The sequence below is a fragment of the Pedobacter sp. AK013 genome (assembly GCF_014205835.1).
In the GTDB taxonomy this organism is placed as follows: domain Bacteria; phylum Bacteroidota; class Bacteroidia; order Sphingobacteriales; family Sphingobacteriaceae; genus Pedobacter.
The window spans coordinates 55173-79447 of sequence record NZ_JACHCQ010000022.1 but is presented as its reverse complement, the minus strand read 5'-3'; the positions used below and the strand labels follow the sequence as shown (position 1 = coordinate 79447).

General features: G+C 37.7%; 21 protein-coding genes. 12 read left to right on the top strand and 9 right to left on the bottom strand.

What is annotated here, in order from left to right:
• Nucleotides 1-94: 94 nt before the first annotated feature.
• From HDC90_RS15410 to HDC90_RS15395, 4 genes are all read right to left on the bottom strand, one after another.
• Nucleotides 95-580 carry a DinB family protein gene (locus HDC90_RS15410; RefSeq protein ID WP_184467877.1) on the bottom strand — a complete coding sequence of 162 codons (486 nt, stop codon included), beginning with the start codon at nt 578-580 and terminating at the stop codon, nt 95-97.
• Between the two features lie 916 nt (nt 581-1496).
• A complete protein-coding gene (locus HDC90_RS15405; protein WP_184467875.1) occupies nt 1497-2459 on the bottom strand; it encodes a MoxR family ATPase in 963 nt (320 codons plus the stop codon).
• A 5-nt stretch (nt 2460-2464) separates the two neighbouring features.
• A complete protein-coding gene (locus HDC90_RS15400) occupies nt 2465-3823 on the bottom strand; it encodes a peptidylprolyl isomerase (protein ID WP_184467873.1) in 1359 nt (452 codons plus the stop codon).
• Between the two features lie 54 nt (nt 3824-3877).
• Nucleotides 3878-4360: a hypothetical protein gene (locus HDC90_RS15395; protein ID WP_255497696.1), complete on the bottom strand. Its 483-nt coding sequence runs from the start codon at nt 4358-4360 to the stop codon at nt 3878-3880.
• A gap of 209 nt (nt 4361-4569) precedes the next feature.
• On the opposite strand from HDC90_RS15395, the gene HDC90_RS15390 reads away from it, so the two are divergent.
• Nucleotides 4570-5223: a hypothetical protein gene (locus HDC90_RS15390; protein WP_184467869.1), complete on the top strand. Its 654-nt coding sequence runs from the start codon at nt 4570-4572 to the stop codon at nt 5221-5223.
• A 96-nt stretch (nt 5224-5319) separates the two neighbouring features.
• Nucleotides 5320-5916, top strand: coding sequence for a non-canonical purine NTP diphosphatase (locus tag HDC90_RS15385; RefSeq protein ID WP_184467867.1), 597 nt, complete (start codon nt 5320-5322; stop codon nt 5914-5916).
• A 102-nt stretch (nt 5917-6018) separates the two neighbouring features.
• Here HDC90_RS15385 and HDC90_RS15380 read toward each other — a convergent pair whose 3' ends face one another.
• Complete coding sequence (locus HDC90_RS15380; protein WP_184467865.1) at nt 6019-8448, bottom strand: OstA-like protein; 2430 nt, start codon at nt 8446-8448, stop codon at nt 6019-6021.
• A gap of 65 nt (nt 8449-8513) precedes the next feature.
• Between HDC90_RS15380 and tilS the strand changes: the two genes are divergently transcribed.
• The 6 genes from tilS to HDC90_RS15350 all read left to right on the top strand — a co-directional run bounded on the left by tilS (nt 8514) and on the right by HDC90_RS15350 (nt 13497).
• On the top strand, nt 8514-9845 hold the full coding sequence (gene tilS, locus HDC90_RS15375) for a tRNA lysidine(34) synthetase TilS (RefSeq protein ID WP_184467863.1): 1332 nt from the start codon (nt 8514-8516) through the stop codon (nt 9843-9845).
• Nucleotides 9846-10334: a hypothetical protein gene (locus HDC90_RS15370; RefSeq protein ID WP_029282618.1), complete on the top strand. Its 489-nt coding sequence runs from the start codon at nt 9846-9848 to the stop codon at nt 10332-10334. It abuts the gene before it with no gap.
• A gap of 173 nt (nt 10335-10507) precedes the next feature.
• Nucleotides 10508-10906: a GxxExxY protein gene (locus HDC90_RS15365; RefSeq protein WP_184467861.1), complete on the top strand. Its 399-nt coding sequence runs from the start codon at nt 10508-10510 to the stop codon at nt 10904-10906.
• 138 nt (nt 10907-11044) lie between these two features.
• Nucleotides 11045-12187, top strand: a complete 1143-nt coding sequence (gene bshA, locus HDC90_RS15360; RefSeq protein WP_184467859.1) for an N-acetyl-alpha-D-glucosaminyl L-malate synthase BshA — start codon at nt 11045-11047, stop codon at nt 12185-12187.
• A 141-nt stretch (nt 12188-12328) separates the two neighbouring features.
• Nucleotides 12329-12898, top strand: coding sequence for a hypothetical protein (locus tag HDC90_RS15355; protein WP_184467858.1), 570 nt, complete (start codon nt 12329-12331; stop codon nt 12896-12898).
• A 152-nt stretch (nt 12899-13050) separates the two neighbouring features.
• Nucleotides 13051-13497, top strand: a complete 447-nt coding sequence (locus HDC90_RS15350; RefSeq protein WP_184467855.1) for a KTSC domain-containing protein — start codon at nt 13051-13053, stop codon at nt 13495-13497.
• A gap of 97 nt (nt 13498-13594) precedes the next feature.
• On the opposite strand, the gene HDC90_RS15345 is transcribed toward HDC90_RS15350, so the two are convergent.
• The 4 genes from HDC90_RS15345 to HDC90_RS15330 all read right to left on the bottom strand — a co-directional run bounded on the left by HDC90_RS15345 (nt 13595) and on the right by HDC90_RS15330 (nt 17684).
• A complete protein-coding gene (locus tag HDC90_RS15345; RefSeq protein ID WP_184467853.1) occupies nt 13595-14314 on the bottom strand; it encodes a phytanoyl-CoA dioxygenase family protein in 720 nt (239 codons plus the stop codon).
• 4 nt (nt 14315-14318) lie between these two features.
• Complete coding sequence (locus HDC90_RS15340; RefSeq protein ID WP_184467850.1) at nt 14319-14813, bottom strand: SRPBCC domain-containing protein; 495 nt, start codon at nt 14811-14813, stop codon at nt 14319-14321.
• Between the two features lie 18 nt (nt 14814-14831).
• Nucleotides 14832-15941, bottom strand: a complete 1110-nt coding sequence (locus HDC90_RS15335; RefSeq protein WP_184467848.1) for a lactonase family protein — start codon at nt 15939-15941, stop codon at nt 14832-14834.
• A gap of 240 nt (nt 15942-16181) precedes the next feature.
• Nucleotides 16182-17684 (bottom strand): pseudouridine synthase, encoded by a 1503-nt coding sequence (locus tag HDC90_RS15330; RefSeq protein ID WP_184467846.1) that lies wholly within the window; start codon nt 17682-17684, stop codon nt 16182-16184.
• 264 nt (nt 17685-17948) lie between these two features.
• Between HDC90_RS15330 and HDC90_RS15325 the strand changes: the two genes are divergently transcribed.
• From HDC90_RS15325 to HDC90_RS15310, 4 genes are all read left to right on the top strand, one after another.
• Nucleotides 17949-18731, top strand: a complete 783-nt coding sequence (locus HDC90_RS15325; protein ID WP_184467845.1) for a lytic transglycosylase domain-containing protein — start codon at nt 17949-17951, stop codon at nt 18729-18731.
• A 320-nt stretch (nt 18732-19051) separates the two neighbouring features.
• A complete protein-coding gene (locus HDC90_RS15320; RefSeq protein WP_184467843.1) occupies nt 19052-20098 on the top strand; it encodes a ferredoxin--NADP reductase in 1047 nt (348 codons plus the stop codon).
• Between the two features lie 361 nt (nt 20099-20459).
• Nucleotides 20460-23375, top strand: coding sequence for an excinuclease ABC subunit UvrA (gene uvrA / locus HDC90_RS15315; protein WP_184467841.1), 2916 nt, complete (start codon nt 20460-20462; stop codon nt 23373-23375).
• 76 nt (nt 23376-23451) lie between these two features.
• The gene (locus HDC90_RS15310) at nt 23452-24219 is read left to right on the top strand and encodes a TatD family hydrolase (protein WP_184467839.1); all 768 of its coding nucleotides are present in this window, start codon (nt 23452-23454) and stop codon (nt 24217-24219) included.
• Nucleotides 24220-24275: the final 56 nt, after the last annotated feature.

Sequence of the window (24275 nt, the reverse complement as noted above, 5' to 3'; positions counted from 1 at the left end):
GCGATTTTTGGATATGTAGTTGACATAGCATTTCTGTAAAATTTGTTGCAAAGATATTTATTTTCAGTGGATTGCAAATTATTTTTTCGATTGATCAGTTTTTCATCTTGCCAAGCGCATTTTTAATCTGCCGCCTATGCCTTAAAATATGAACAACGGCATGCTCTAACATTTGTTCCACATCGTATTGCTGTCCCCACCTTGTGTTTATCTTTTTAGATTGATCGAACTCTTCCATCGTGATGTTGGGATACCTGGTGAAAAAGTCCTCGTTATATTTAAGTGCTTCCCGGAGCCTTGAGATATAAGGTGTGATGTGGTCAAACTGCAGTCGTTCCGGTCTGACTGTTTTTAATCCAATAGAATTTTCGATATAAACGGCATAACTGAACATCGAGGCGGCTACATGTGTTAAAATAGTCTGGATGGAAATACAATCTGTATTTGAACTTTCTGGCTCAATGGTTTTTGTTAGTAAGTGCTGACTAATTGGTTCGATTACCACAATTAGTTCGTTTACCGCCTTTTTATATTCATCCATCAGTGCTGCAATGGCACCTGTAAGGTTGCTGTCTTTCATCGTTAACTCAAATATAATGCTTTATGATGAGTTTGTTTTTTAATCGGAATTTTGTAATCCCAACCGGTGTATAAAAGGATTTCAAATCCTTAGTTCGTTAGACGGGATTACAAATCCCGACTGGCGGAATAATTTATTTGCATAAAATCAATATGAGCGACAGACACGTTAACGTAAATAACTCCTAAAGGTTACCGTCATTTCGAGCGGAGCATAGCGAAGTCGAGAAATCTAACCTCGAGATAGATCTCTCCATTCCACTGCGTTTCAGTCGATGACGGTTTTTATTTAGAGTCTGTAAATGGTAGCGAAGTCGAAGAATCTCTGTTCCGCTGTATTTCATCCGATAACTATGGGATCGACGTGACGGTTTTGTTTGTTGGTCGTGATTTGTAGTCCCGATAAGCAAGATTCAAGTCAGTATATCGATTATTCCTATGTACACTGGTAAAGGAATAATTGCTGAAATCACCATGAATTCTTTTTTCGACCGGCCTTTACTCACCAGGGTGATGATCAGGAAAGTGACAAAGTAGATAAAAGTGAGAGATAGGATGCCTACAATCATACCAAAATCGGGCATGCCGCATCTTAGTTTTGTACTTACTGGCAGGGTATGAAAAAATATGAAAGTATATATCCAGCTAACGATATAAAGAACTAAGAATATTAATGAAATTATCCTTCGCCATATAAATGTAAGGATGGGATTTACGATTTCCATGTACCTCTTTTATTCTTAATGCCCGGAATGTAAAAAAGGTAACCAAAGTTTAATATTGGTGTTCTTTTTTTAAAAGAAAGATAATTCACAGGAATCTGTAAACCCTGAAATAAATTACCTTCGGTAAGCTCGCTAAGGCTCGGTTCAGGGTGACGATTCTGGTAGGTCGGGATTAGAAATTCCGATCAGCTATTACAATAAATCTTTAATAATTTTTTCGATCGATAAACCTTCGGCTTCTGCACGGTAGTTACGCACAATGCGGTGGCGTAAAATAGGCTCAGCTACAGCTTTAACATCTTCAATATCTGGTGAGTATTTCCCTGTTACTGCGGCATGGCATTTTGCGCCCAGTACTAAAAATTGCGAAGCACGTGGACCAGCACCCCAGCTGATGTATTTGTTAACTGCATCAGTAGCAAACTCGCTATTAGGGCGGGTTTTAGCGGCCAGTTTTACGGCATATTCCAAAACATTATCAGTAATAGGAATATCGCGGATTAATTTCTGGAAATATTGAATATCATCTGCATGGATAATTTTCTGCAGTGGCGTGGTTTTATTGCTTGTGGTGTTTTTTACAATGTTCAATTCATCTGCAAAGGCAGGATAATTTAACTGAATATTGAACATGAAACGATCTAACTGAGCTTCGGGTAGGGGGTAAGTTCCTTCCTGCTCAATAGGGTTTTGTGTGGCCAAAACGAAAAATGGTTTTGGTAAAACATGAGTTTGCCCGGCTGCGGTAACCGATTTCTCCTGCATGGCTTCAAGTAAGGCAGCCTGAGTTTTTGGTGGAGTACGGTTAATCTCATCAGCGAGGATAATATTAGAAAAAACTGGCCCTTTTATAAATTTAAAGTGCCTGTCTTCCCCTAAAATCTCTGCACCAATAATATCGCTTGGCATTAAATCGGGTGTAAACTGGATACGGTTAAAATCGAGGTCTAAAACAGAAGCTACTGTTTGTACAAGTAAAGTTTTAGCTAATCCTGGTACGCCAACCAACAGACAATGTCCGTTACTAAAAATGGCGATTAAAACAGATTTTATGATGTCATCTTGTCCAACTACTACTTTGCTTATTTCGGCTTTAATGTTGTTGAAAGATTGATGAAGTGCATCAACAGCTTCTACTTCGTTCTTATACTGCATTGGTGTTATTTTGCGGCTGTGGTTTTAGTCCAAATTTTTAATTCATCACAGGTGTTAAATTCATCGTCGATCTTGATGTAAGTACTTTCGCGACGTTTTTCAAACCATTCGCTTAAAGTACGATTAATTTTATCACTTTGTGCCGCATCTCTGATTTTTGGAAAATCTTGGGCTAAGTTTGCTTTGTGCGGCGGAATTTTAGACTTTAAATATAGAATACGGTACCCTTGTTTTCCATCAGGCGCAGTAAATAAATTTGGTTTAGAAATGCCACCAATTTTCATGCTATCGATTACCAAAAACACCGAAGGATCTAATTTATCAACCGGAATAAAGGTACTTCTTGCCTGAACATTTTCGGCATTAAGCATCATACCACCATTATATTTACTCTCTTTATTATCTGAATAAAGGTTTGCCGCAGCTGCGAAACTTAGTTTTTTACCGATAATATTGTTGTAAATGCTATCTGCATGCAATTTTAAACGTGTTAAACTTTCTGGTGTAGTTTTAGGCATGATTAAAATATGCCTCACGTGCACCTGCTCACCTCTACGTTCTAAAACCTGTAAAAAGTGAAAACCATAATCTGTTTCGAACACAGGCGAAATTTCTCCCGCTTTTAGCTTAAATGCCCAGGCCGTAAATTCTTTAACCATGGTATTTCTGTCGATAAAACCATAATCGCCGCCATCGGCAGCAGAACCTGGATCTTCAGAATAAGTTTTTGCTAAAACCCCCATATCCTCGCCACTTTTAACCCTCAAACGAAGGGCTTCAATTTTATCGCGGAATTTCTGTTTTTCTGCTCTGGTTAACTGCGGGTTTAAAATTACTTCCCCAACTTCTACCTCGGTATTAAATTCTGGGATGCTATCGCCCAAAGATTTGAAATACTTTTCAACCTCCATTGGAGTAACATTGATGTTTTCGGTAATTTTTTGCTGCATTTTTTGCGCAATCAACTCATCTTTTACTGATGGTCTGATCTCATCTTTGTACTGTAATACCGATTTGTTTAAGAACTGCTCCAAACGCTCTTGGCCGCCGGCACGTTGCATGCTGTAACGCATACGCTTGTTTACTTCATCATCAACAGCACCATCTTCAACCATCACCGAATCGATTTCAGCCTGTTGTTTAAGTAATTTTTGGGTTAAAGTTTGTTGTAATATTTTACATTTAATATCATTGTTGGGTTGGTTTCCCTGATAAAGATATTGTGTATATTGTTGGTTTAAATCTGATAGTAGGATAATATTATTTCCTACAACAGCAGCAACTTTATCTACAGTATGCTTTTGAGCGAAACTGTTTAAAAACAGGCAAATTAAAGCGGTTGCTACTAAAAAAACTTTCTTCATTCTATTTGTTATATTTTGCAAATTTAATACTTATGGTCAAAAAAATCAGGTTGGTTATAACTTGGCAAGCTTTTTCAACTCGTTTTCATTAATTTTGATCTGATATTTTTGTTTTAGGCTTTTTAGCCATTTTTCTTCTAAACTTAGTTGGTAATCGGCCACTACCTCTCCTCTAACTTCGCTTAAAGGTTTATTGTAATTTTGTTGGTTTTTGGTGTAAAATTCGTTTATCGCCTGCTCGTCTTCCTGTGCCTTGTTCCATATTTTTTGTTCAGAAACATTGAACATTAAAACCCCTTCACGGTATTCATTCAACAAGAAATCTTGATCTTTGCTGCTAACCCCAACTTTTTTATGTGTGGCCAATGCATCCTCATAAGTTTTAATTTCTTCCTGGTAGCTTGCGTTTTTATCCAATCCCATCTCCCGGGCATCTAAAACCTTGAGCTTAAAATTTATATACAAGTTTAAATAGGCTTGTAAAGTGTCGTACGCAGCACTAACGTTTCCGTTATGGCTTTTTTTGTATGCCCACATAAATTCTTTAACGCTTATTGATTTGCCGTTTACCACAGCAACATTTTGCGCAAATGAAATGCTACAAATAAAGCTGAAAACAAATAAGCAGTAAGCTTTCTTCACGCAGAGCACTCTATAAATTTTAAGGGATAAAAGTAACAATTAGCGACGCTATTATAAGATATTTAACTAATTTTAACAGAAATTATTATCCAACAAAAATACGAATGGAAAACCAGGTTACCAACAATGCGAACGCTTTACGTTTATTTTTTACTGAAGAGGTTTTTTTGGTAAAGGATGAAAGCGTAGAAATTCTGCCTTTGCGTAATCCAGAGCCTGTTTTGGTTGCCGAAAATGTTTCTGTTATTGAAGCAAAAGAACCTGTATTAAAACCAGAAATAGCACAAATTCCTGGGATTAATTCTACAAATATACCTAAAGTTTATCCACAAGGCCCTGAAATTCCGCATATTGTGGCCGAACCAGCGCCCGAAAAAACGTTTAAATTTTTAGGTGGAAATAAAAAATCTGTGCTCATTTTGGTTAACGATAATGAGCATGATGTAAGCACCGAGCAGGGCAGGGAACTGTTGCGGAAAATTGTTAAAGCCGTTGATTTGGGCACACCCGATTTTGCTATTTTAAATTATGCAAATTATAGCGGAACTGACTATGCAGAACTGCAACGGTTTTTTAAGCCTGCCATTATGTTATCTTTTGGAGTAGAAATTGCCGACCTGAAACTGAACCTTACCTGGCAGAATGAAATCATCGTTCACGAAAGCACAAGAATTATCTTTGCTCCAAATCTCCATCATCTTGATAGTGATTTAACCGCTAAGAAAACACTTTGGGGGCATCTTCAGAAAATTAAATAGCAGTTTCGCAAGCGTATCAAGTGCTGAGATAATGGTATTTTCATTCTGCTCCAGAAATCTTAAACCCTACACCCTAAACCTTTTACCCTTCATACAATGAAAAAACTTGTATTTGCTACTAATAATCAACATAAAACCGAAGAAATACGCGCTGCGCTTAAAGGCAAATACGAAGTGCTAAATTTGGAAGATATTGGTTGTTTGGCTGATATCCCCGAAACTGCTGATACTTTTGAGGGCAATGCAACTTTAAAAAGTTGCTACGTGGTTGAACATTTTAATTTAGATTGTTTTGCCGATGATAGCGGTTTGGAAGTTGAAGCTTTAAATAACGAACCTGGCGTTTACTCTGCCCGATATTCTGGCAGTCGGAATAGTTTAGAGAATATTCAGATGGTTTTGGCTAAGCTTGAAGGAAACCCCAATAGAAAGGCAAGGTTTAAAACGGTGATCTCTTTAATGCAAGAGGGTAAAAACCATATTTTTGAAGGTATAATAGAAGGAAGAATCAGAACAGGTTTATCAGGTTCGAAAGGTTTCGGTTACGATCCTATTTTTCAGCCAGATGGTTATGATATTACTTTTGCTGAAATGGATATGGAAGAGAAGAATAAAATCAGCCACCGGGCCATCGCACTTAAAAAGATGTTGGATTTTTTGAATGGACAGGTGGATGCTTTGCCGGATTATTAAATTTTGATGGATCGTCATTTCGACCGTAGTGGAGAAATCTTTTAATTAAAAGTCCAAAGATTTCTCCATTCCGCTGTGCTCCAGTCGAAATGACAATCACATTTATTGCATTTTACCAGCCACCTTTTTCACCTGAATAGAATCTTTTTTCGTTTGAACTGAGTCCTTTTTCGGTAAAATAGGTTTTATGCCAAAATTGGCCGTGTCTGCCGGTTTAACTTGTGGCAATTTCTTATCTACATTTAAGCTATCTTTTTCCGATGTGATTTTTGGCTTAACCGCAGGTACCGTTGTTAATGGTTTATTTGTTGGGGCTGTGGTTTTAGCACCAGCTATGGTTTTACCCACAGCCGTTTTGGTCTTTGTTTTGGGCTTGCCAGAAGAGCCTATTGCGTCTTTTTTTGATTTTGGGCGCTCAGTAGGTTTCCATGAAAAACCTTTTAATACATGATCTTTTGCAATCGTATTTTCAGGATTCAAAGCCCCTTCTATTCCCTTGATATAAACAATTTCTTCAATGGCATTTTCCTTATCCTTAAAAATGAACTTTATCCTGCTGCTTAGGGTTTGGTTCATTTCCTTGTACACCTTTGTGCTGTCATCCTGGGTATAATAAATGCTTTCGGCATTACCATCTACATATAGGTTCTTGAATTTTCCGTTGGTAAAGAACCCCGTCATTAACCTTCCCTTTATCTGGTTAAACCTTAATGAATCTTTTGGCGTATTAACTAAAAATGCATTTCTAAATGCCTGTAAGTTATTTAGTTTTTTATTCTTGAACTGAACATATATGGTGTCGCCAACCTGTTGAGAGCCTTCAGACCAGATGATCGGGTTGCTGTAGCAACGTAAAGTAGAATCGGCACTGGTATAAAACAGACTGTCGGTTTTGGCCTGTATATTCGTTTTAAAAATTTTAACACCGTGGTAAGCTTTAATAATACGTGTTTGAACAGTATCAGCCGGGTTAAATTTGGCAGTATCAGTCTTAAATACACCAGGTTTTAAGTTCCCTAAAACTTTTGTTAAACTATCTTTAACGCCAGATTTTGTTATTTTTTTTTGCAGGCTATCAATTTTCGTTTTTGGAATATCCTTTACAATTGGAGAAGCCTTGTCGGTTACCTTTTTTTGCAAACTATCGATTTTGGTTTTCGATACGTCCTTTATAATCGGACTGGTTTTGTCAGCTAACTTTTTTAGGCTATCTGTTTTAAGGTTAGGTAGGTTTTTGATAATAGAATCGGCTTTTCCTTTTAAAAGGTTGCTCTTCTGTAAACTATCTAAATTAACTTTAGGCAGTCCTTTGCTAAGGGAGTCTATTTTCGATTTTAAGCTATCAATACTTTTATCTTTCAGGTTAAGCTGGTCTTCTGTTTCAGCATCGCCTTTGTTCCTTTTCTTTTTGTCGGCCTTGCTATTTCTAGCATTACGCTTATTTCTGTCTTCTTTTTGGGTTGATTCAACCTCAGGTTTATATTTTGGCTCTCTTTTTTCTTTTTTTCCACCATCTTCATCATCCTCACCAACCTGGTTATCTGCCTTGATCGAGATTTTAGGTATTAATTTTAAGGTTTTTTGCAGTACCATTTGCGTTTCCAGTGTATCCGCACCCATCCATAAACTATCAGGTCTTTTTTTATTCTTTACCATTACAGAGTCTTCCGTGCCTATTCCTAAATAGGCATTTCTGGTAACTAAAGTCCGCTGATCTAGCTTATAGTAATAACCTAAATCGCCGAACATTTTCATCTTATCTTTCGTGTCAGAGAAAACAATATTTTTAACTGCTTTGCCAATGCCTTTCTTCCCATAATAGTATAAGCTATCGCCTTTTAAAGATCTTGTGCCTTGTGTATAAAGATTTTTCTTTCCAAAAAAAGCATCTTCCGTCAAGGTGTTGTATTGGCCATTTTCAGTATACAGATTGTCATCTTTGCCCTTGATATTGGTTGGTCCGTAAAAAAAAGTCCACTTACTTTGTGTATTGTAGCTCATGGTATCAGACTTTATGGTCGATTGAGGCGTAACTACAACTACATCATATTTAAAATAGGCATCGTTTGAGTTGCTAAAATAATAACCGTTTTTACTGGTAAGGGTTACATCTTGATTGACAATTTTTCCTCCGCTGGTATAAGTGCCTATCTTGCTGAGGGTATTGTAATCTAAAATATTGGTGGTTAAAGTGGATGTGGGGTCTTTCATCACCACATTTCCGGTTAAATGTGCATGTTTTTTATTACCATCATACTCCAGTTGGTCTGAATAAATATCGGTGGTAAGCTGGTTGATATGAACGTTTTTAAAAGCTTCAAAATAGTTCCGTTCGCTATAAAATACGGCGCTGTCGCAGGTTAAAGTGGCGTTGTCCTGTTGAAAAACAGGGTTACGCAGGTAGCTGATTTTTTTCTTGGTATCTCCAGTTATTTTGGAAAACGAGACGATTTTAATTTTCGAAGCAGGTTGCTGACCGAATAAAAATACTGGACTGATTAAAAGAAATAAAAAGACAAATAGTTTTTGCACACTACAAAGTTAGTTTTTTGTTCCGAACGTTCGGAATACCAGTTAAAATTAAATATTTTTGGTGGATGTTACCCGTAAAACAATTTCAGGATTTTATTGAACAGCAACAGTTGTTTGTTCGGGCTAACAAGATTCTTTTGGCCGTAAGCGGAGGAAAAGATTCTGTATTAATGTTGCATTTGTTTAAAGCAATAGGCATTGATATTGGTGTGGCACATTGTAATTTTAATTTAAGGGCTGATGAAGCACAACGTGATGAAAGTTTTGTGGCACTATTGGCCAAAAATTTAGGATTACCTTTTTACGTAACGCATTTTGATACCAAAAAATATGCGGCCGAAAATAAAATTTCTACTCAGATGGCAGCGCGCGATCTGCGTTATAATTGGTTTGAAGAAATTAGGTGTGCAGCAGGGTACGATTATATTGCACTGGCCCAACACCAGAACGATGCCGTAGAAACCGTGCTCATTAACCTTACCCGTGGCACAGGCATAAGCGGATTGCATGGCATTTTACCTAAACGTGATTTACTGATCAGACCCTTGCTCTTTTTAAATCGGCAGCAGATTAATGAAATAGTAAGGACCAATAACATCGATTTTGTGGAAGATAGCTCGAATGTAAGTACGAATTATACACGGAATAAAATCAGGCTACAGGTAGTGCCGCATTTACAGGAGATTAATCCTAATCTTGAAAAAACATTTGCCGAAAATATCTCACGCTTTGCTGAATTGGAGAGTTTTTTAAATACCCGGGTTCAGAAACTTGCAGATAAAATTCTAAATAAAAGGAAAGATGGCATTTATATCCCTTTGGAAAAGGTTTCTAAATTAAACCCGCAAAAGCTCTTGCTTTACGAGTTACTTAAGCCTTTTAATTTTGGCGAAAATGTAGTGCAGGAAATCTTAGATAGTTTAAGAGCTTTAAGTGGTACACATTTTTTTAGTAGCACGCATCAGGCCATTATCAATAGAAATGATCTGGTTATTGTTGAAAAAAACACATCAGTTGCCGCTAATCAGTTTATCCATCCAACAACAGAAAACATTGTTTTTGCTAATGATGAAATTTCTTTAACATTTACAGATGAGGTGAAATTCGAAAAGAATTTGAATAAAGCCTTTGTTAATGCCGATAAATTAATTTTTCCTTTGGTGCTGAGGAATTGGCAAAATGGAGACAGATTTATTCCACTCGGTATGCGTAACCCCAAAAAGGTAAGTGATTATTTTATCGACGAGAAAGTTCCCTTACATTTGAAAAGCGTTACGCCGATTTTGGTTAACGGAAATGGCGAAATTGTTTGGATTGCAGGTATGCGGCAGGATAACAGATATAAATTAACCTCAGCAACAAAAAAAGTTGCTATATTCGAACTCAAAATTAAATAATTGGAAAGCAAATACGCCTATATCGAAAAACAGTACATTGGCCGTGATTATGTTCGTATTTTCATTAGGCTTATTATGGCTGCATTCTGTTTTGCAGCTTACGTTTATGAGCGCGATCGCGACAATACGCAAGATCTGTTCCTCGTTGTAGGTTTCGGGATTATAGGCGTTTCCATGCTTTTGCTTTTCCTTATTCAATACAAAATTGTGGTAGATAATGGCAGCATGATCTTGGATGGTCTTTGGACAACCAAACGTGTTAAAATTGATCTGAACAGTATTGTTGATGTTCGTAAGGCTACTTATAGCCGTTATTTTTTCAATAATCCGGTTTATAACCTGCACACAAAAGGTACGATCCGATTTTATTCATCGGGTAAAGATGCGGTTGTTTTAACCGATCGCGATGGCTTGGAATATTTTATTGGTACCCAAAGGCCCAACGAACTTTTCTTGGTGATAAAAGAGGAAATGAGAAACCTAAAATAATTATTTGAGGAGAAATTTCCTCAATTTTCCCCATCTTACATTTTAGTGATTTCTATGTTGCCTGTTATTAAAGGTTACATGAGGTTTTTTGATTTGGCATTTTAATTGAAAGTTTGCTGATATAAGGGAGGATGTTTTAGCCGCAGATTCGCAGATTAAATAAACTTATATTTATGGGAGATTCATATAGTGATATTGATTATCCTTTTCAGGAAGAATGTTATTTGTTAATTGGAATTATGATGGAAATACATCGTATTTTGGGGAAAGGATTTTCAGAAATTGTCTACAAGGATGCGCTAGAATTCGAACTTAGGAATAGAAATATCAAGTACGAAAGAGAGAAAGAATTTTCTGTAAATTACAAAGGGACTATACTTAAACATAAATCTTATGCTGATTTTGTTGTCGATGATAATGTTATTATCGAGGTGAAATCTAAATCTGAGTTGATAAATGAACATTATGCACAAGTTTTGAATTATCTGGCAATATCAAAACTAGGAATAGGTTTGTTAATTAATTTTAATGAGAAATCTTTGCAGTACAAGAGAATCATTAGAAGCTATTAAGCTTCAATTTTCGAACTGAAATTAATCTGCGAATCTGCGGCAATTGTTCTCAAAAAGCTATCTGTTTTTATTGCAATAAGCCGACATGCATTATAGCGTAAAATGGGCTACATTTGCGGTAACAACAATACATTTACGATGAAAATAGGAATTGTTTGCTACCCCACTTTTGGCGGTAGTGGAGTAGTTGCAACAGAACTTGGTAAAGCACTTGCTAACGAGGGGCACCAGGTTCACTTTATTACCTATAGTCAGCCTGCTAGGCTCGATTTCTTTTCGGCTAATCTGTTTTATCATGAGGTTTCGGTAAGAGATTATCCGCTCTTCGATTATGCTCCGTACGAATCGGCTTTGGCCAGTAAACTGGTAGATGTTGTTCGTTTTGAGCAGCTTGATGTGTTACACGTTCATTATGCCATTCCGCATGCTTCTGCAGCCTTTATGGCAAAGCAGATTTTGGCAAGCTATGGTATCCACATTCCAGTGGTAACCACTTTGCACGGCACAGATATTACCTTGGTGGGTAAAGATCCAACCTATAAACCTGTGGTTACCTTTTCTATTAATCAAAGTGATGGCGTAACTACAGTGTCGGAAGATTTAAAAGAAGATACTTATAACCATTTCGAGATTACAAAAGAAATTAAGGTAATCCCAAATTTTATAGACTTTTCACGATTCAGTTTACAGGCAAAAGGGCACTTCAAAAAAGCAATTGCGCCAAATAACGAACGCATTTTAATCCACACCAGTAATTTCAGGAAAGTGAAACGTACGGCTGATGTGATTAGGATTTTCGAAAAAGTACAGGCGGTAATTCCATCAAAACTTTTAATGGTGGGCGATGGACCTGAGCGTGTTTATGATGAGCAGCTTTGCAGATCGTTGAATATTTGTGAAAATGTAAGGTTTTTAGGTAAGCAAGATGCAGTAGAAGAGATTTTATCCGTTTCAGACCTTTTCTTAATGCCATCAGAATCCGAAAGCTTTGGCCTGGCAGCATTAGAGGCCATGGCTTGTAAAGTGCCGGCAATTACCACCAATGCTGGCGGTTTGCCAGAACTTAATGTTGATGGTTTTTGTGGCTACATGAGCAATGTTGGAGATGTTGACGCGATGGCGGCTCATGCTATTGAAATTTTAAAAGATGATGAAACCCTGAACCGTTTCAAAGAAAATGCTTTTGCAAGGGCACAGGATTTTGATCTGAAAAAGATCCTACCGATTTATGTGAGCTATTATAAGGAAGTAATTGAAAACTCTTTGCAGGCTAAGTATTAAAATCAAGGTTTAGAAAAATTTATTTGGCCATCCGATATATTTCGGATGGCTTTTTTGCGATATACATAAAGATAAATTGATTTATATTGATATTTTTCTTACTGAGCATGAGATGTATATTTGATTTTTAAATCTAAATCTATGCTTCACAATTTTTTTAAAAATATCTTTAAGAAAAAGTCATCTAATAAACTTACTAAAAGTCAATACTGGAAAAAATTTGAACTCGTAGAATTATTTGATGATTTATTCAAAGCAGAAACATTGTTAAAGGGTTTAATTCAGGAAGATATAGGGGGTGTTGAATTACAAAAATTTACTGATCTCTTTGTTGAAGAACTTTATTATATTCATGGGGATAATGTCCCTGATTTTACAAGTATTATGAATCTGTTTAGACCTAATGGAGAATGGGATTCTTTTCCATTTTTGAAAGGAGATAGACTGGGAACTGAAATTTATAGAAGATCAAGTAGATGGAAGCGAAACCAGGGCTTTAAGATGGGGGACAAAGTATCATTAGAAGGCGAATTTGGTGTTGTATTAAATACTGACAATGAATTTTGCGGATTAATTTGCTGGGATACTGATGTTGAAAATGATACTGAAGATTGGAGGGGTATGTTCGAATCTTTTCAGGATATTGGTGGAGAGATAATTGATCCAGATTATAAATTCAAATTTATCAATGATGACGGTTCTAAAAAATGAACTGCTGAGAACACCTCAAAAAAGAAATACTCATCAAAAGTAAACTTTCTCAAAATCAAATGATTATAAATCGTATCTTTGCCGCTTGAAGCGGTTTGGTGGATAAAGATTCCTAAAATCATTTCAGCAAAATTAAAAAGAGGTTATCCCAAATGAAGAAAATAGTTGATTACAGAAAGCTTTTGAGCGTAGATAAAAATGCTGAGTTAAAAGAGCTTAAATCTGTGTACCGCACATTGATGAAAGATTGTCACCCCGATAAATTTCAGCAGGAAGAAGAGAAATTAGATGCAGAAGCTAGAAGTAAAGAAATTATCGAAGCTTATCATTTCTTGGTAAGTATTGCGCCAGAAACACGTGAACAGAATATTGAAACGTACACGCAAACTACTACCTTATCGAATATTCAGGACTTCGAATACAAACAACAGGTTTTAAATATCCAGTTTTTTGATGGAAGTGCTTACGAATATTTTGATGTACCAAGGGCAATATACGTGAAGCTGGTTAACGCCGATTCTCCAGGCCGTTTTGCCCGTAGGCATATCTTTAATGAATTTCCATATCGTAATGTGGCCAGGGTTGCAGAACCAGCATAATAAGCGATAGTATAATATAATATTCGAATGGCCCCAATAAAAATTGGGGCTATTTTTTATTCCGTCATGCTGAACTTGTTTTAGTATCTATCATGTACTATTCAAACTCAAGATATTCTGACCATTGCAGTTCTTCTGGTAAAAGCTGGTTGCTAAATTCAAGATGAATTACCCTTCTTTTTTGATTGTTGGTTGTTCTGTTTGAGCTGTGCAGGAGCAATGGTTTCATAATCATCACGCCACCTCTCTCTACATTGCAGCTTGTTTCTTTTTCTATGTCCCAGTTTATGGTTTCGGGACGGTAAATACCTTTGCTATGTGAATTGGCAATTACTTTTAATGCACCGTTCTCCTCGTTTGTATTGTCAAGGTGGATGCGGATGGTGGAATTACTTTCGAGTATATTAAGTGGCGGCTGTACGGAAAACTGCTTATGTTTGTTAGTGTACGGGCCAAATCCGGCTATTTCCAGTTTCTGGTTAACTGAAATGGTTAAATCCTGATGATAGGAAACAAACCAGTTCGAAGTCTCGGGCTTGTCGAAATAGATCGATTTAACAAGAAAATAATCTTCGCCCAAAACCTCTTTTACGATATGTTTGAGTTTGTGATTAAAAATAAGGTCGATTGTTTCCGGTACTTCCTTTAAGAACTGACGTATGGCAAAGAGATCATCCGATTTTCTAAAGGTTTCTTTTGTAGAATCTGCCTTATTAATAATTGTTAGGATATCTTCAACTTCCTGATCAGTAAATACATCATCTATTACCGAAAATCCTAATTCCTTAAGTTCTCTTTCCTTAACCATTAAATCCATTATCTCAATTATTCAACATGGGTTTAAAGCGGTTATCTTTATTTCTTAAATCTAAGCCGCCTTCGTAAACAGATTTTAGATTGACCAAATAAAAACTCCAGCCATTATGACAACCCAGGCGAATATTTTTCTTGGCATTATCATCTATTGGAATATTTTTTTGAGTTAATTCTACAATTACGTATTCGAACTCTTCTCTGAGTTTAATATCAACCAAACATTCGCCTGCAAAGGTAAACTGAAACTCGTCTTTGCCGTTGGCTTCGGTTATCGTTCCATTTTCAATATCATCATACAGATACCAAATCCATTTATACCTATCGCCTTTAAGTGTGTTTTGTGTTTTGGGGATCAATACGCTGTTCTCATCGGAGAATTCAGCCTCACTTAAAAACCATTTCTCAATTTCACTGGTTTTTGTCCAGGCATTGTACATGTCCTCAAGTTTTGCCTTAACAGCAATCTTAATGGTGAATTTGGTCCAGTCGAAGTTTTCCATTGGTTTAATTTTAGGCGATTAATTAAAAACCAAACAAACTGGGGCACCCACATCGATGCGTTTACCACTATCGGTTAATTTACCAGTGGTTTTATTTCGATTAAAAATAACGATGTTATTGGTGTATTGGTGGCCGATCAAGAGAAATTTTCCAGTAGGATCGATGGTGAAGTTTCTTGGCCCTTTGCCCATTGTACTTACTGTTTCGATAAATTTCAATTTTCCAGTCGGCAAGACCGAAAAGGCAGAAATGCTATTGGCGTCTCCGCGATTGGTTTCGTAAAGGAATTTTCCATCAGCCGAAACATGGATATCGGCGCCATCAACTTTTCCTGAAAAGTCTTTTGGTGTAGTGCCAATCTCCTGGATTTTGGTTAAATTCCCATTTGAATAACCGAAAACAGTTACGCTGCCATTAAATTCGTGCGCTAAATAGGCAAATTTTCCATTTGGACTGAAAGTGATGTGCCTCGGACCAGTGCCTGCATTAGTTTTAATTACAGACTTAACGGTTAGGATTTTTTCTTTAGCTGCAGGATTGTATTTGTAAATGTAAATTTGATCTTCACCCAAATCGTTAACAATTAAATATTTATGATCAGGGGTGAATTTAACCATGTGTACATGTGCGCTTTCCTGCCTGCCTTTAGGATCGATGCTTTTTCCGGTATGTTTGATTGTTTGTAAAGCTTCGGTTAATGCACCATCTGCTTTTCGCGAAAATACGGCCAAACTGCCTCCGCTATAATTGGCTACAATTACATTTTTGGCATCAACGGTAATAAAACATGGATCGGCACCGTGGCTGTCTACTTTATTTAAAAAAGTTAAGGCGCCGGTTGCCGCGTTGTATTTAAAAGCACTTACTGTGCTGGTAGCCCCGGTTTCATTAACGGCATAAATAAATTGGTTATCTGGTGAAACAGCTACGTAACTTGGATTAGCGGTGTTTTTTGCAATACTTTTTACAGCAGCAGCCCCAGTTAGGGTGTTAAAGTTATAAGTATAAATCCCCTCGCTTTTTCCTGGCGCTATATAGGTGCCCACAATCAGATTGTAGTTAGTTTTTTGAGCAAATGTTAAGGTAGATAGTATAGTGAGCGTAAGTAATGAGCTAAATTTTTTCATGAAACGATGATGTTGATTTTAACAAATATGGGAAAATTTTAATGTAAAAGAGGTAACTGTCATTCTGAACGCAGTGAAGAATCTGTTTTTGATTTGCGCAGACGGTTGATGGATGCTTTGATCTTTTTGTCGTATAAAAGTTAGGCATTTGACTCCCATTGATGGGGATTCTTCACTGCGTTCAGAATGACAACCTCTGTTATGTACAAAAAAAGGCAGCCGATCGGCTGCCTTTATGTATTATTTTATTAAATGTTTAATCTGGATCAATTCATGATCTTCGAGATAACGCCATCTACCGCGTGGCAGGTCTTTCTTCGTCAGATTGCCATATACTACACGGTCTAATTTTTCTACGTTGTAACCCAGGTGTTCGAAAATACGACGAACAATTCTGTTTTTACCACTATGGATCTGGATACCGATTTCTTTTTTGGTTCCACCCGCAACATAAGAAATGTTATCAGGTTTAATCAGTCCATCTTCCAGCTCTAAACCAAAAGCAATTTTGTTTAAATCGCCTTGTGATAAAGATTTATCCAATTCAACATTGTAAATTTTGGTAATCCCGTTTTTAGGATGGGATAATTTATCTGCTAAATCACCATCGTTTGTCATCAACAATAAACCTGTTGTATTACGGTCTAAACGGCCAACCGGATAAATGCGCTCGCGGCTCGCTTTGTCAACCAATTGCATTACGGTACGGCGCTCCTGCGGATCGTCGGTAGTGGTAATGTAGTCTTTTGGTTTATTCAATAACACGTAAACTTTCTTCTCGCGTTTCAATAGTTCGCCATTATAGCGCACTAAATCTTTTGCAGGGTCAACTTTATGTCCTAATTCGGTAATGGCTTCGCCGTTTACCGTAATAATGCCGGCAGTAATTAGCTCATCAGCCTTACGGCGAGAGCAGATGCCTGCATTTGAAATATATCTGTTAAGGCGAATTAGACCCTTATCTTCATTTGTTTTGCGGCCTTGGGTAATTACAGTGCGTTGTGGACGGTTAAATTCTGTATCTCTTGGCTGTACCTCTTCGCGTTTTCTAAACGGACGGGTATCACCCTCTCTTGGCTCTCTAGGCTTTACATCTCTTGAACTTCCAGCGCTTGGCTTGAAATCATCAGATTTGCTTCTCGATTTGTATTCTTTATAGCCACCTTCTCTCGGTTTGAAATCGCGGTCGCCTGTTCTTGGCTTGTAATCCCTTGATCCACCTTCTCTAGATTTAAAATTGCGGTCGCCAGTTCTCGGTTTAAAATCTCTCGAATCTCCATCCTTAGATTTGAAATCGCGTTCTCCTGTTCTTGGCTTATAATCTCTTGCACCACCTTCTCTGGGTTTAAAATCTCTGTCTCCTGTTCTTGGTTTGTAATCTCTTGATCTCCCATCTCTCGATTTGAACCTGCGATCTTCTGATTTTGAGTTATTGTCTCTTGATTTAAACTCGCGGTCTCCAAATTTGAATCCTTTCGAATCTCCATCTTTCGATTTAAAGTCACGGTCTCCCGTTCTTGGTTTGGAATCTTTTTTATCTCCGAAAGATTTCGATCTGAAATCTTTACCGTCTGCGCTTCTAGGCTTGAAGCCATCTTTTGAATCGGATGATTTTTTGAATTTGCTGTCTTTGTCGTCTGATCTTCTTCTGTCAGACCCGGCCGAATTACTTCTGCCTTCTGTTTTCCGACTGCCTGGTTTGGACTTGTCATCCCGACTGTTCCTGTTGTTTTTATTTATCATGATACGCTTTTAACCACATTAAAAATGCGGGCTGCAAATTTATAAAAAATAGCTGAACATAACAATTTCCGGAGCGAAAAAATCAGATAAAAAAAATAGCATCTAAAATAAGAAAAAATGGTTAAAAATCAAAATTGAAAATCGCTGTTTAAAGTGCTTTAAACAACGATTTTTGCAGGTAATTTTGTAACTATTTGATAATGTGCTTATTATTTTTTAGCTTTGCCAGCGTTTTTATATAAGTTCACCAAAAAAAGGAGGAAAATGTTAAAGAAACACATCGTACCATTTGCGGTAGTGGCAACACTATTTATCTTGGCAAAAGTGTTCGCTTACCAAATGCCCTTAGCACAAAAAAGTCTTTTAAAAGAAGAAAAATTAAACACTACAATACCCAAATCTGATAGCCTAAAAGTTGAAAATGCGGAAAAGCCGCTATCTTTAATGGCACAGTTAAATTTTGCAGAAGAAACCCTGCCATTAGGCGATAAAAAGGTAGAACGCAAAATGAAAAAAATCCTTGCAGCACACACTTACGGAAACACACAAACCAATAAATTGCATGCAAAAGCTGCAAAATGGTTTCCTGTAATTGAGCCAATTCTTGCTGCCTACGGAATTCCAAACGATTTTAAGTATTTGGCCTTAGTCGAATCTGGAATGGCGGAAGGGGTTTCTCCAAAAGGTGCAGCCGGAATCTGGCAGTTTATGCCAGGCACAGCCCGTACCTATGGATTAAGAGTAAATGGAAATGTTGATGAACGCTATAATTTGCGTAAATCGACTATCGCTGCCTGCAAATACATTAAAGAAATGTATCAGGGACTAGAAAGCTGGACATTAGTTGCTGCAGCTTACAACATTGGCGACGGACGCCTGCGCAAGCAAATCGATAATCAAAATCAGGATAATTATTACAAAATGAAGCTGAACCGCGAAACCGGTGGCTATGTTTATAAAGTAATCTCCATGAAACAGATTATGGAACATCCGAAACGTTACGGTTACGCAAAACCGAGAGTATTATTGGCCTACAACGGCGAATAACCTAATTAAGATAAAGACAAGCATTTGGTAAAGCGTCCTGGTTTTCGAATCAGGACGCTTTTTATTTACAGGTAATTACACTGATTATGCGATTACACAGATCTAGCATAAGAGGGCGTAAGGTTAATTTCTCTGCATCATGCCAACTAATGAACCAAATGAGCAGTTATTGACTCGGTTAGCAATGTTCAAGCCTCTGCAACGTATTAAATAAGTATTTTAAAACACTAGTTTATCTCATGGTGTTTTCCCTAACCCCTAAGATGAACTAATGACCAATGAACGATTGAACTAATAAATCAATTTCCTTTCTTTGTACTATGTTCAAACTGCGTATCCAAAAAATCATTAACCAGTCGGGTGATAACATTACTTTCCAATTTGAAGCCTTAGGGGAGGATTACCCTAAATATCTCGCTGGACAGTTTTTATCACTGGTTTTTGAAGGGAAGCATAAGGAAATCAGGCGTTCGTATTCTTTTAATAGCTCGCCCGATGTGGATGAGCCTTTAGCGATTACTGTAAAAAGAGTGGAAAACGGAGAAATATCGAGGTTTTTGCACCATAAAACTTCGGTAAACGATATTCTGTTGGCCCAAGAACCACAAGGCATGTTCAGTTATTTGCCTGATGAAAACCTGGAACGTGATCTTTTTTTGTTCGCTGCAGGGGTAGGGATCACCCCATTGTTCTCGATTTTGAAAACGGCATTGGTGCGTGAGAAAAAATCGTTGGTTACATTGGTATATAGCAACCGATCAATGGAGGAGGCGTTGTTTTATGATGAGCTGAACGAGTGGCAAAAGAAATACCCTGAAAGGTTAAAGATTGTTTGGGTTTTTAGCAATAACAAAAACTTAATGACGGCCAGGCTGAATAAATTCTATATCGAAAAGCTAATCAAAGAGCATTTACATTTTGATCGAAACAATGCGCTGTTTTATAGCTGCGGACCGATCGTTTATATGGATTTATGCCGGATTACCTTACTGGGTATGGGCTTCGACATTAAACAGATTAAAAGAGAAACCTTTGTGTTGCCGGAAGATGAGCGGGATGAAGACGACGGTTCTGCAGAAAAAGTTGTTGATAAAAATACTTACTCGGTAGTTTTAAACTTTAAAGGAGAAACTTATCAACTGGATGTTCCTTGGCCAAAAAGAATTCTGGATGTTGCACTTGAAAATAAAATCAAACTACCTTATAGTTGTCGCGGGGGCGTGTGCAGTACGTGTGTAGCCAATTGTACCAAGGGCGGTGTAAGGATGGATTATAATGAAGTGCTTACTGATGATGAATTGGAAAGAGGCAGGGTGTTGGTTTGTACAGGGCACCCGACTGAGAATGGGACGACGATAGAGTGGTAATAGTCTATTGACCATTGGTTACGAGATGTTACTTTGTCATCTCAAGCGGAGAGAAACGGAGTCGAGAGATCTCTTAAATCCAATTAATGAATATGAAATTTTGTTTCTTCGGTCTTTTCTAAAAATACAAAACCATTGTATCATTTACCGCGTTTGTGAAATATGACGAAAACTTTTTTGCGTTTTTAATCTCCTTCTTTTGTTTACCTCTGGTTTCCTTAGAAATAGAAGTCTACATTATGACATTTAATCCTTAATCAAGATTGGTTTTGACTTTCTTTTTGATAAAATTTTTAGCAATTTTGCGGATTGAAATTTCGTCTTTTTATAGACTGAATTTTGCCTCCAACTTTAAATAAATATGAGCAATAAATCTATCGACCTCGGCGAGCAAAAAGATGTAGAAGTATATGGTGCGAGGGTACATAATTTAAAAAATATAGATGTAAGTTTTCCGCGCAACCAACTGGTTGTAATCACTGGTTTAAGTGGTAGCGGTAAATCTTCGCTGGCTTTTGATACGATTTACGCAGAGGGGCAGCGCCGGTATATGGAAACATTTAGTGCCTACAGCCGCCAGTTTATGGGCGGGATGGAACGCCCCGATGTGGATAAAGTTTCTGGGCTGAGTCCGGTTATTGCCATTGAACAGAAAACCACCAGTAAAAACCCTCGCTCTACAGTAGGTACCATTACCGAGATTTACGATTTTATGCGTTTGCTCTATGCACGTGTTGCTGATGCTTTTTCGTACAATACTGGCGAGAAGATGGAGCGGATGAGCGAAGATCAGATTCTGCAGAATATCTTTAATAAATTTGATGGCGTAGCCGTAAATATTCTTGCCCCTGTTGTTAAAGGTAGGAAGGGGCATTACCGCGAACTTTTCGAGCAGATACGTAAACAAGGTTATGTTAAGGTTCGTGTAGATGGAGAAATAAAAGATATTACCGCTAAAATGCAGGTAGATCGCTATAAAATCCACGATATCGAAGTGGTGATTGACCGTTTGATTATTGATGTGAAAGATAAAAAACGCTTACTAGATTCGCTGCAAACTGCAATGAAAATTGGTAAAGGTGTAATCAAGATCAGCGATAAAGACAATAACGTTGCGCATTTCAGTAAGTTTTTGATGTGTCCAACCACGGGTATATCTTACGATGAACCCCAGCCAAATAGTTTTTCGTTCAACTCGCCTTATGGTGCCTGCGAGCGTTGTGATGGTTTGGGTTATATCTTCGTGGTGGATAAAGAATCGGTTATCCCGAATCCAAAACTGAGTATCCTAAACGGTGGTTTGGCGCCTTTGGGCGAATATAGAGACATTTGGATGTTCCAGGTATTAAAAGCTTTAGCTAAAAAATACAATTTCTCGCTTTCTGCTCCGATCGAAAAATTAAGTGACGAGATAATCAATATCATTTTAAACGGTTCGCCTGATCTGATCAAAGTTGAAGTAGAATACAACAAATGGAACGTTCAGAATTATAACATCACTTTTGATGGGATAATTAAAATGCTCGAAGAGCAAAACGAGAAGCGAAGCGAATCAGCATCTGACGATATGGACGAATTCAGAAAACTGAAAACCTGTCCGGAATGTCATGGTGCCCGTTTAAAAAAAGAAAGCCTTCATTTTAAGGTTGATGGCAAAAATATTTTCGAGCTTTCATCCATGGATATCAATAATCTTCATCAGTGGTTTGAAAAAGTTGATGAACGTTTATCCGACCGTCAGAATATTATTGCCAAAGAAATTTTAAAGGAGATTAAAGCGAGGATCGGTTTTTTAACAGATGTAGGTTTAACTTATTTAACTTTAGACCGTACGGCCCGTACTCTCTCAGGTGGCGAGGCACAACGTATCCGTTTGGCCACGCAGATCGGTTCGCAATTGATGAACGTAATGTACATCCTTGATGAGCCAAGTATCGGGCTGCATCAGCGCGATAACGAGCGTTTAATCAATGCACTTAAAAATCTCCGTGATCTTGGAAATACAGTTTTGGTGGTAGAGCACGATAAGGATATGATTCTGGAGGCCGATTGGGTAATTGATGTTGGCCCTGGGGCGGGTATCCATGGTGGAACCGTAGTTGCTGAAGGAACGGCAACAGATATCCTAAAATCAAAAACCTTAACAGCCGATTACCTGAACGGCAAAAAGAAAATTGAAACACCAAAAAACCGCAGAAAAGGAAATGGACATAAATTGTCTATCGTAAAAGCTACGGGGCATAATTTAAAAGAAGTTTCGGTAGATTTTCCTTTGGGTAAATTTATTGCTGTAACCGGGGTTTCGGGCAGTGGTAAATCGAGTTTGATTACAGAAACTTTGTATCCTATTTTAAATCATCATTTCTTTAGGGCGAAAAAACAACCTTTGCCTTACGAGAAAATTAATGGATTGAAAGAGATCGATAAGGTGATTGAAATCGATCAGGCACCAATCGGCAGAACGCCACGTTCAAATCCTTCAACCTATACCGGCGTTTTTTCCGATATCAGAAATCTGTTTGTGCAATTGCCAGAGGCGAAAATTCGTGGCTATAAACCAGGCCGTTTTTCTTTTAATGTAAAAGGTGGGCGCTGCGAAACCTGTCAGGGAGCTGGTTTAAAGGTAATCGAAATGAATTTCTTGCCTGATGTACAGGTGCCCTGCGAAGAATGTGGCGGAAAAAGATACAATAGGGAGACTTTAGAAGTGCGTTTTCGTGGAAAATCAATCAGTGACGTATTGGATATGAGTATCGAAGATGCTTGCAATTTCTTCGAAAACATTCCGATCATTTATAGAAAAATCAAAACATTAAAAGATGTTGGTTTAGGTTATATCACGTTGGGGCAATCGTCGGTTACTTTATCAGGCGGAGAAGCGCAACGTGTTAAACTGGCTACAGAACTTTCTAAAAAAGATACTGGAAAAACCTTCTACATTTTAGATGAACCTACAACGGGGCTTCACTTCGAAGATATTAATGTGCTTTTAGGTGTATTGCAAGAATTGGTTGATAAAGGAAATACCATTTTGGTAATCGAACATAATTTAGATGTGGTTAAGGTAGCCGATTGGGTAATTGATTTAGGAGAAGAGGGGGGCGCTGGCGGCGGAAGAATTTTATTCGAAGGTACGCCAGAAGGTTTGATCCAGAATCCGATCAGTTCAACTGGTAAATTCTTGAGAAAGGAAATGGAGTGGAGTTCACAGTCTGAAGTAGGAAATCAGGAGTCCAAAGTTAAAACACCGAAGAAAAGCAAGGCTGAAACGAAATAGAACTTCTTATGAAAGCACCAAGAGCGGTAAATCCATCCTGATACTTAATTCTAAATACTTGATACTATAATAAAACATGCTTTTCACCGATACCCATACCCATTTATATTACGAGCAGGATGCTGAAAAACAGGCCCAGTTAATGGAGCGTTGTTTTGAGAACGATGTTAACCGTTTGTTTTTGCCTAATGTTGATGTAAAATCAATTGCTATGATTGATGATCTGGTGGCTAAATATCCGGAAAATTGTTTCGCGATGGCGGGGCTGCATCCCTGTGACGTGAAGGAAGATTACCTGGTACAGCTAGACAAAATCTACAATAGCATTTCTGATCGGAAAATTTATGCCATTGGCGAAATCGGGATTGATCTGTATTGGGATAAAACTACTTTAACCATTCAGCAAGATGCTTTTCGTAAACAGATTGCCTGGGCAAAAGATTTAGGTTTGCCGATTGTGATCCATTGTCGCGAGGCTTTTGATGAGGTTTTCGAGCTGTTGGAAAATGAAAGGGACGAAAAATTGCGGGGTATTTTTCATTGTTTTACTGGTAATTTGGCACAGGCTAAACAGGCTATCGATTTAAATTTCTATTTAGGCATTGGTGGTGTAGTTACCTATAAAAAAGCAGGGTTGGATCTGGTATTGTCAGAAATTCCCTTAGCTAACCTGGTTTTAGAAACAGATTCGCCTTATCTGGCTCCGGTTCCTTTCCGCGGAAAACCCAATGAAAGCAGTTATTTAATTTATATAGCCCAAAAACTAGCCGATATTTATAGCGTCTCTATTGAAGAAATTGCAGATGTAACTACTGAGAACTCAAAAAAAATTTTCGGAGTTTAAGAGATCGTCATTACGAGAAGGCTTTTTCGGCTAACGAAGCAATCAATTGGTGACGG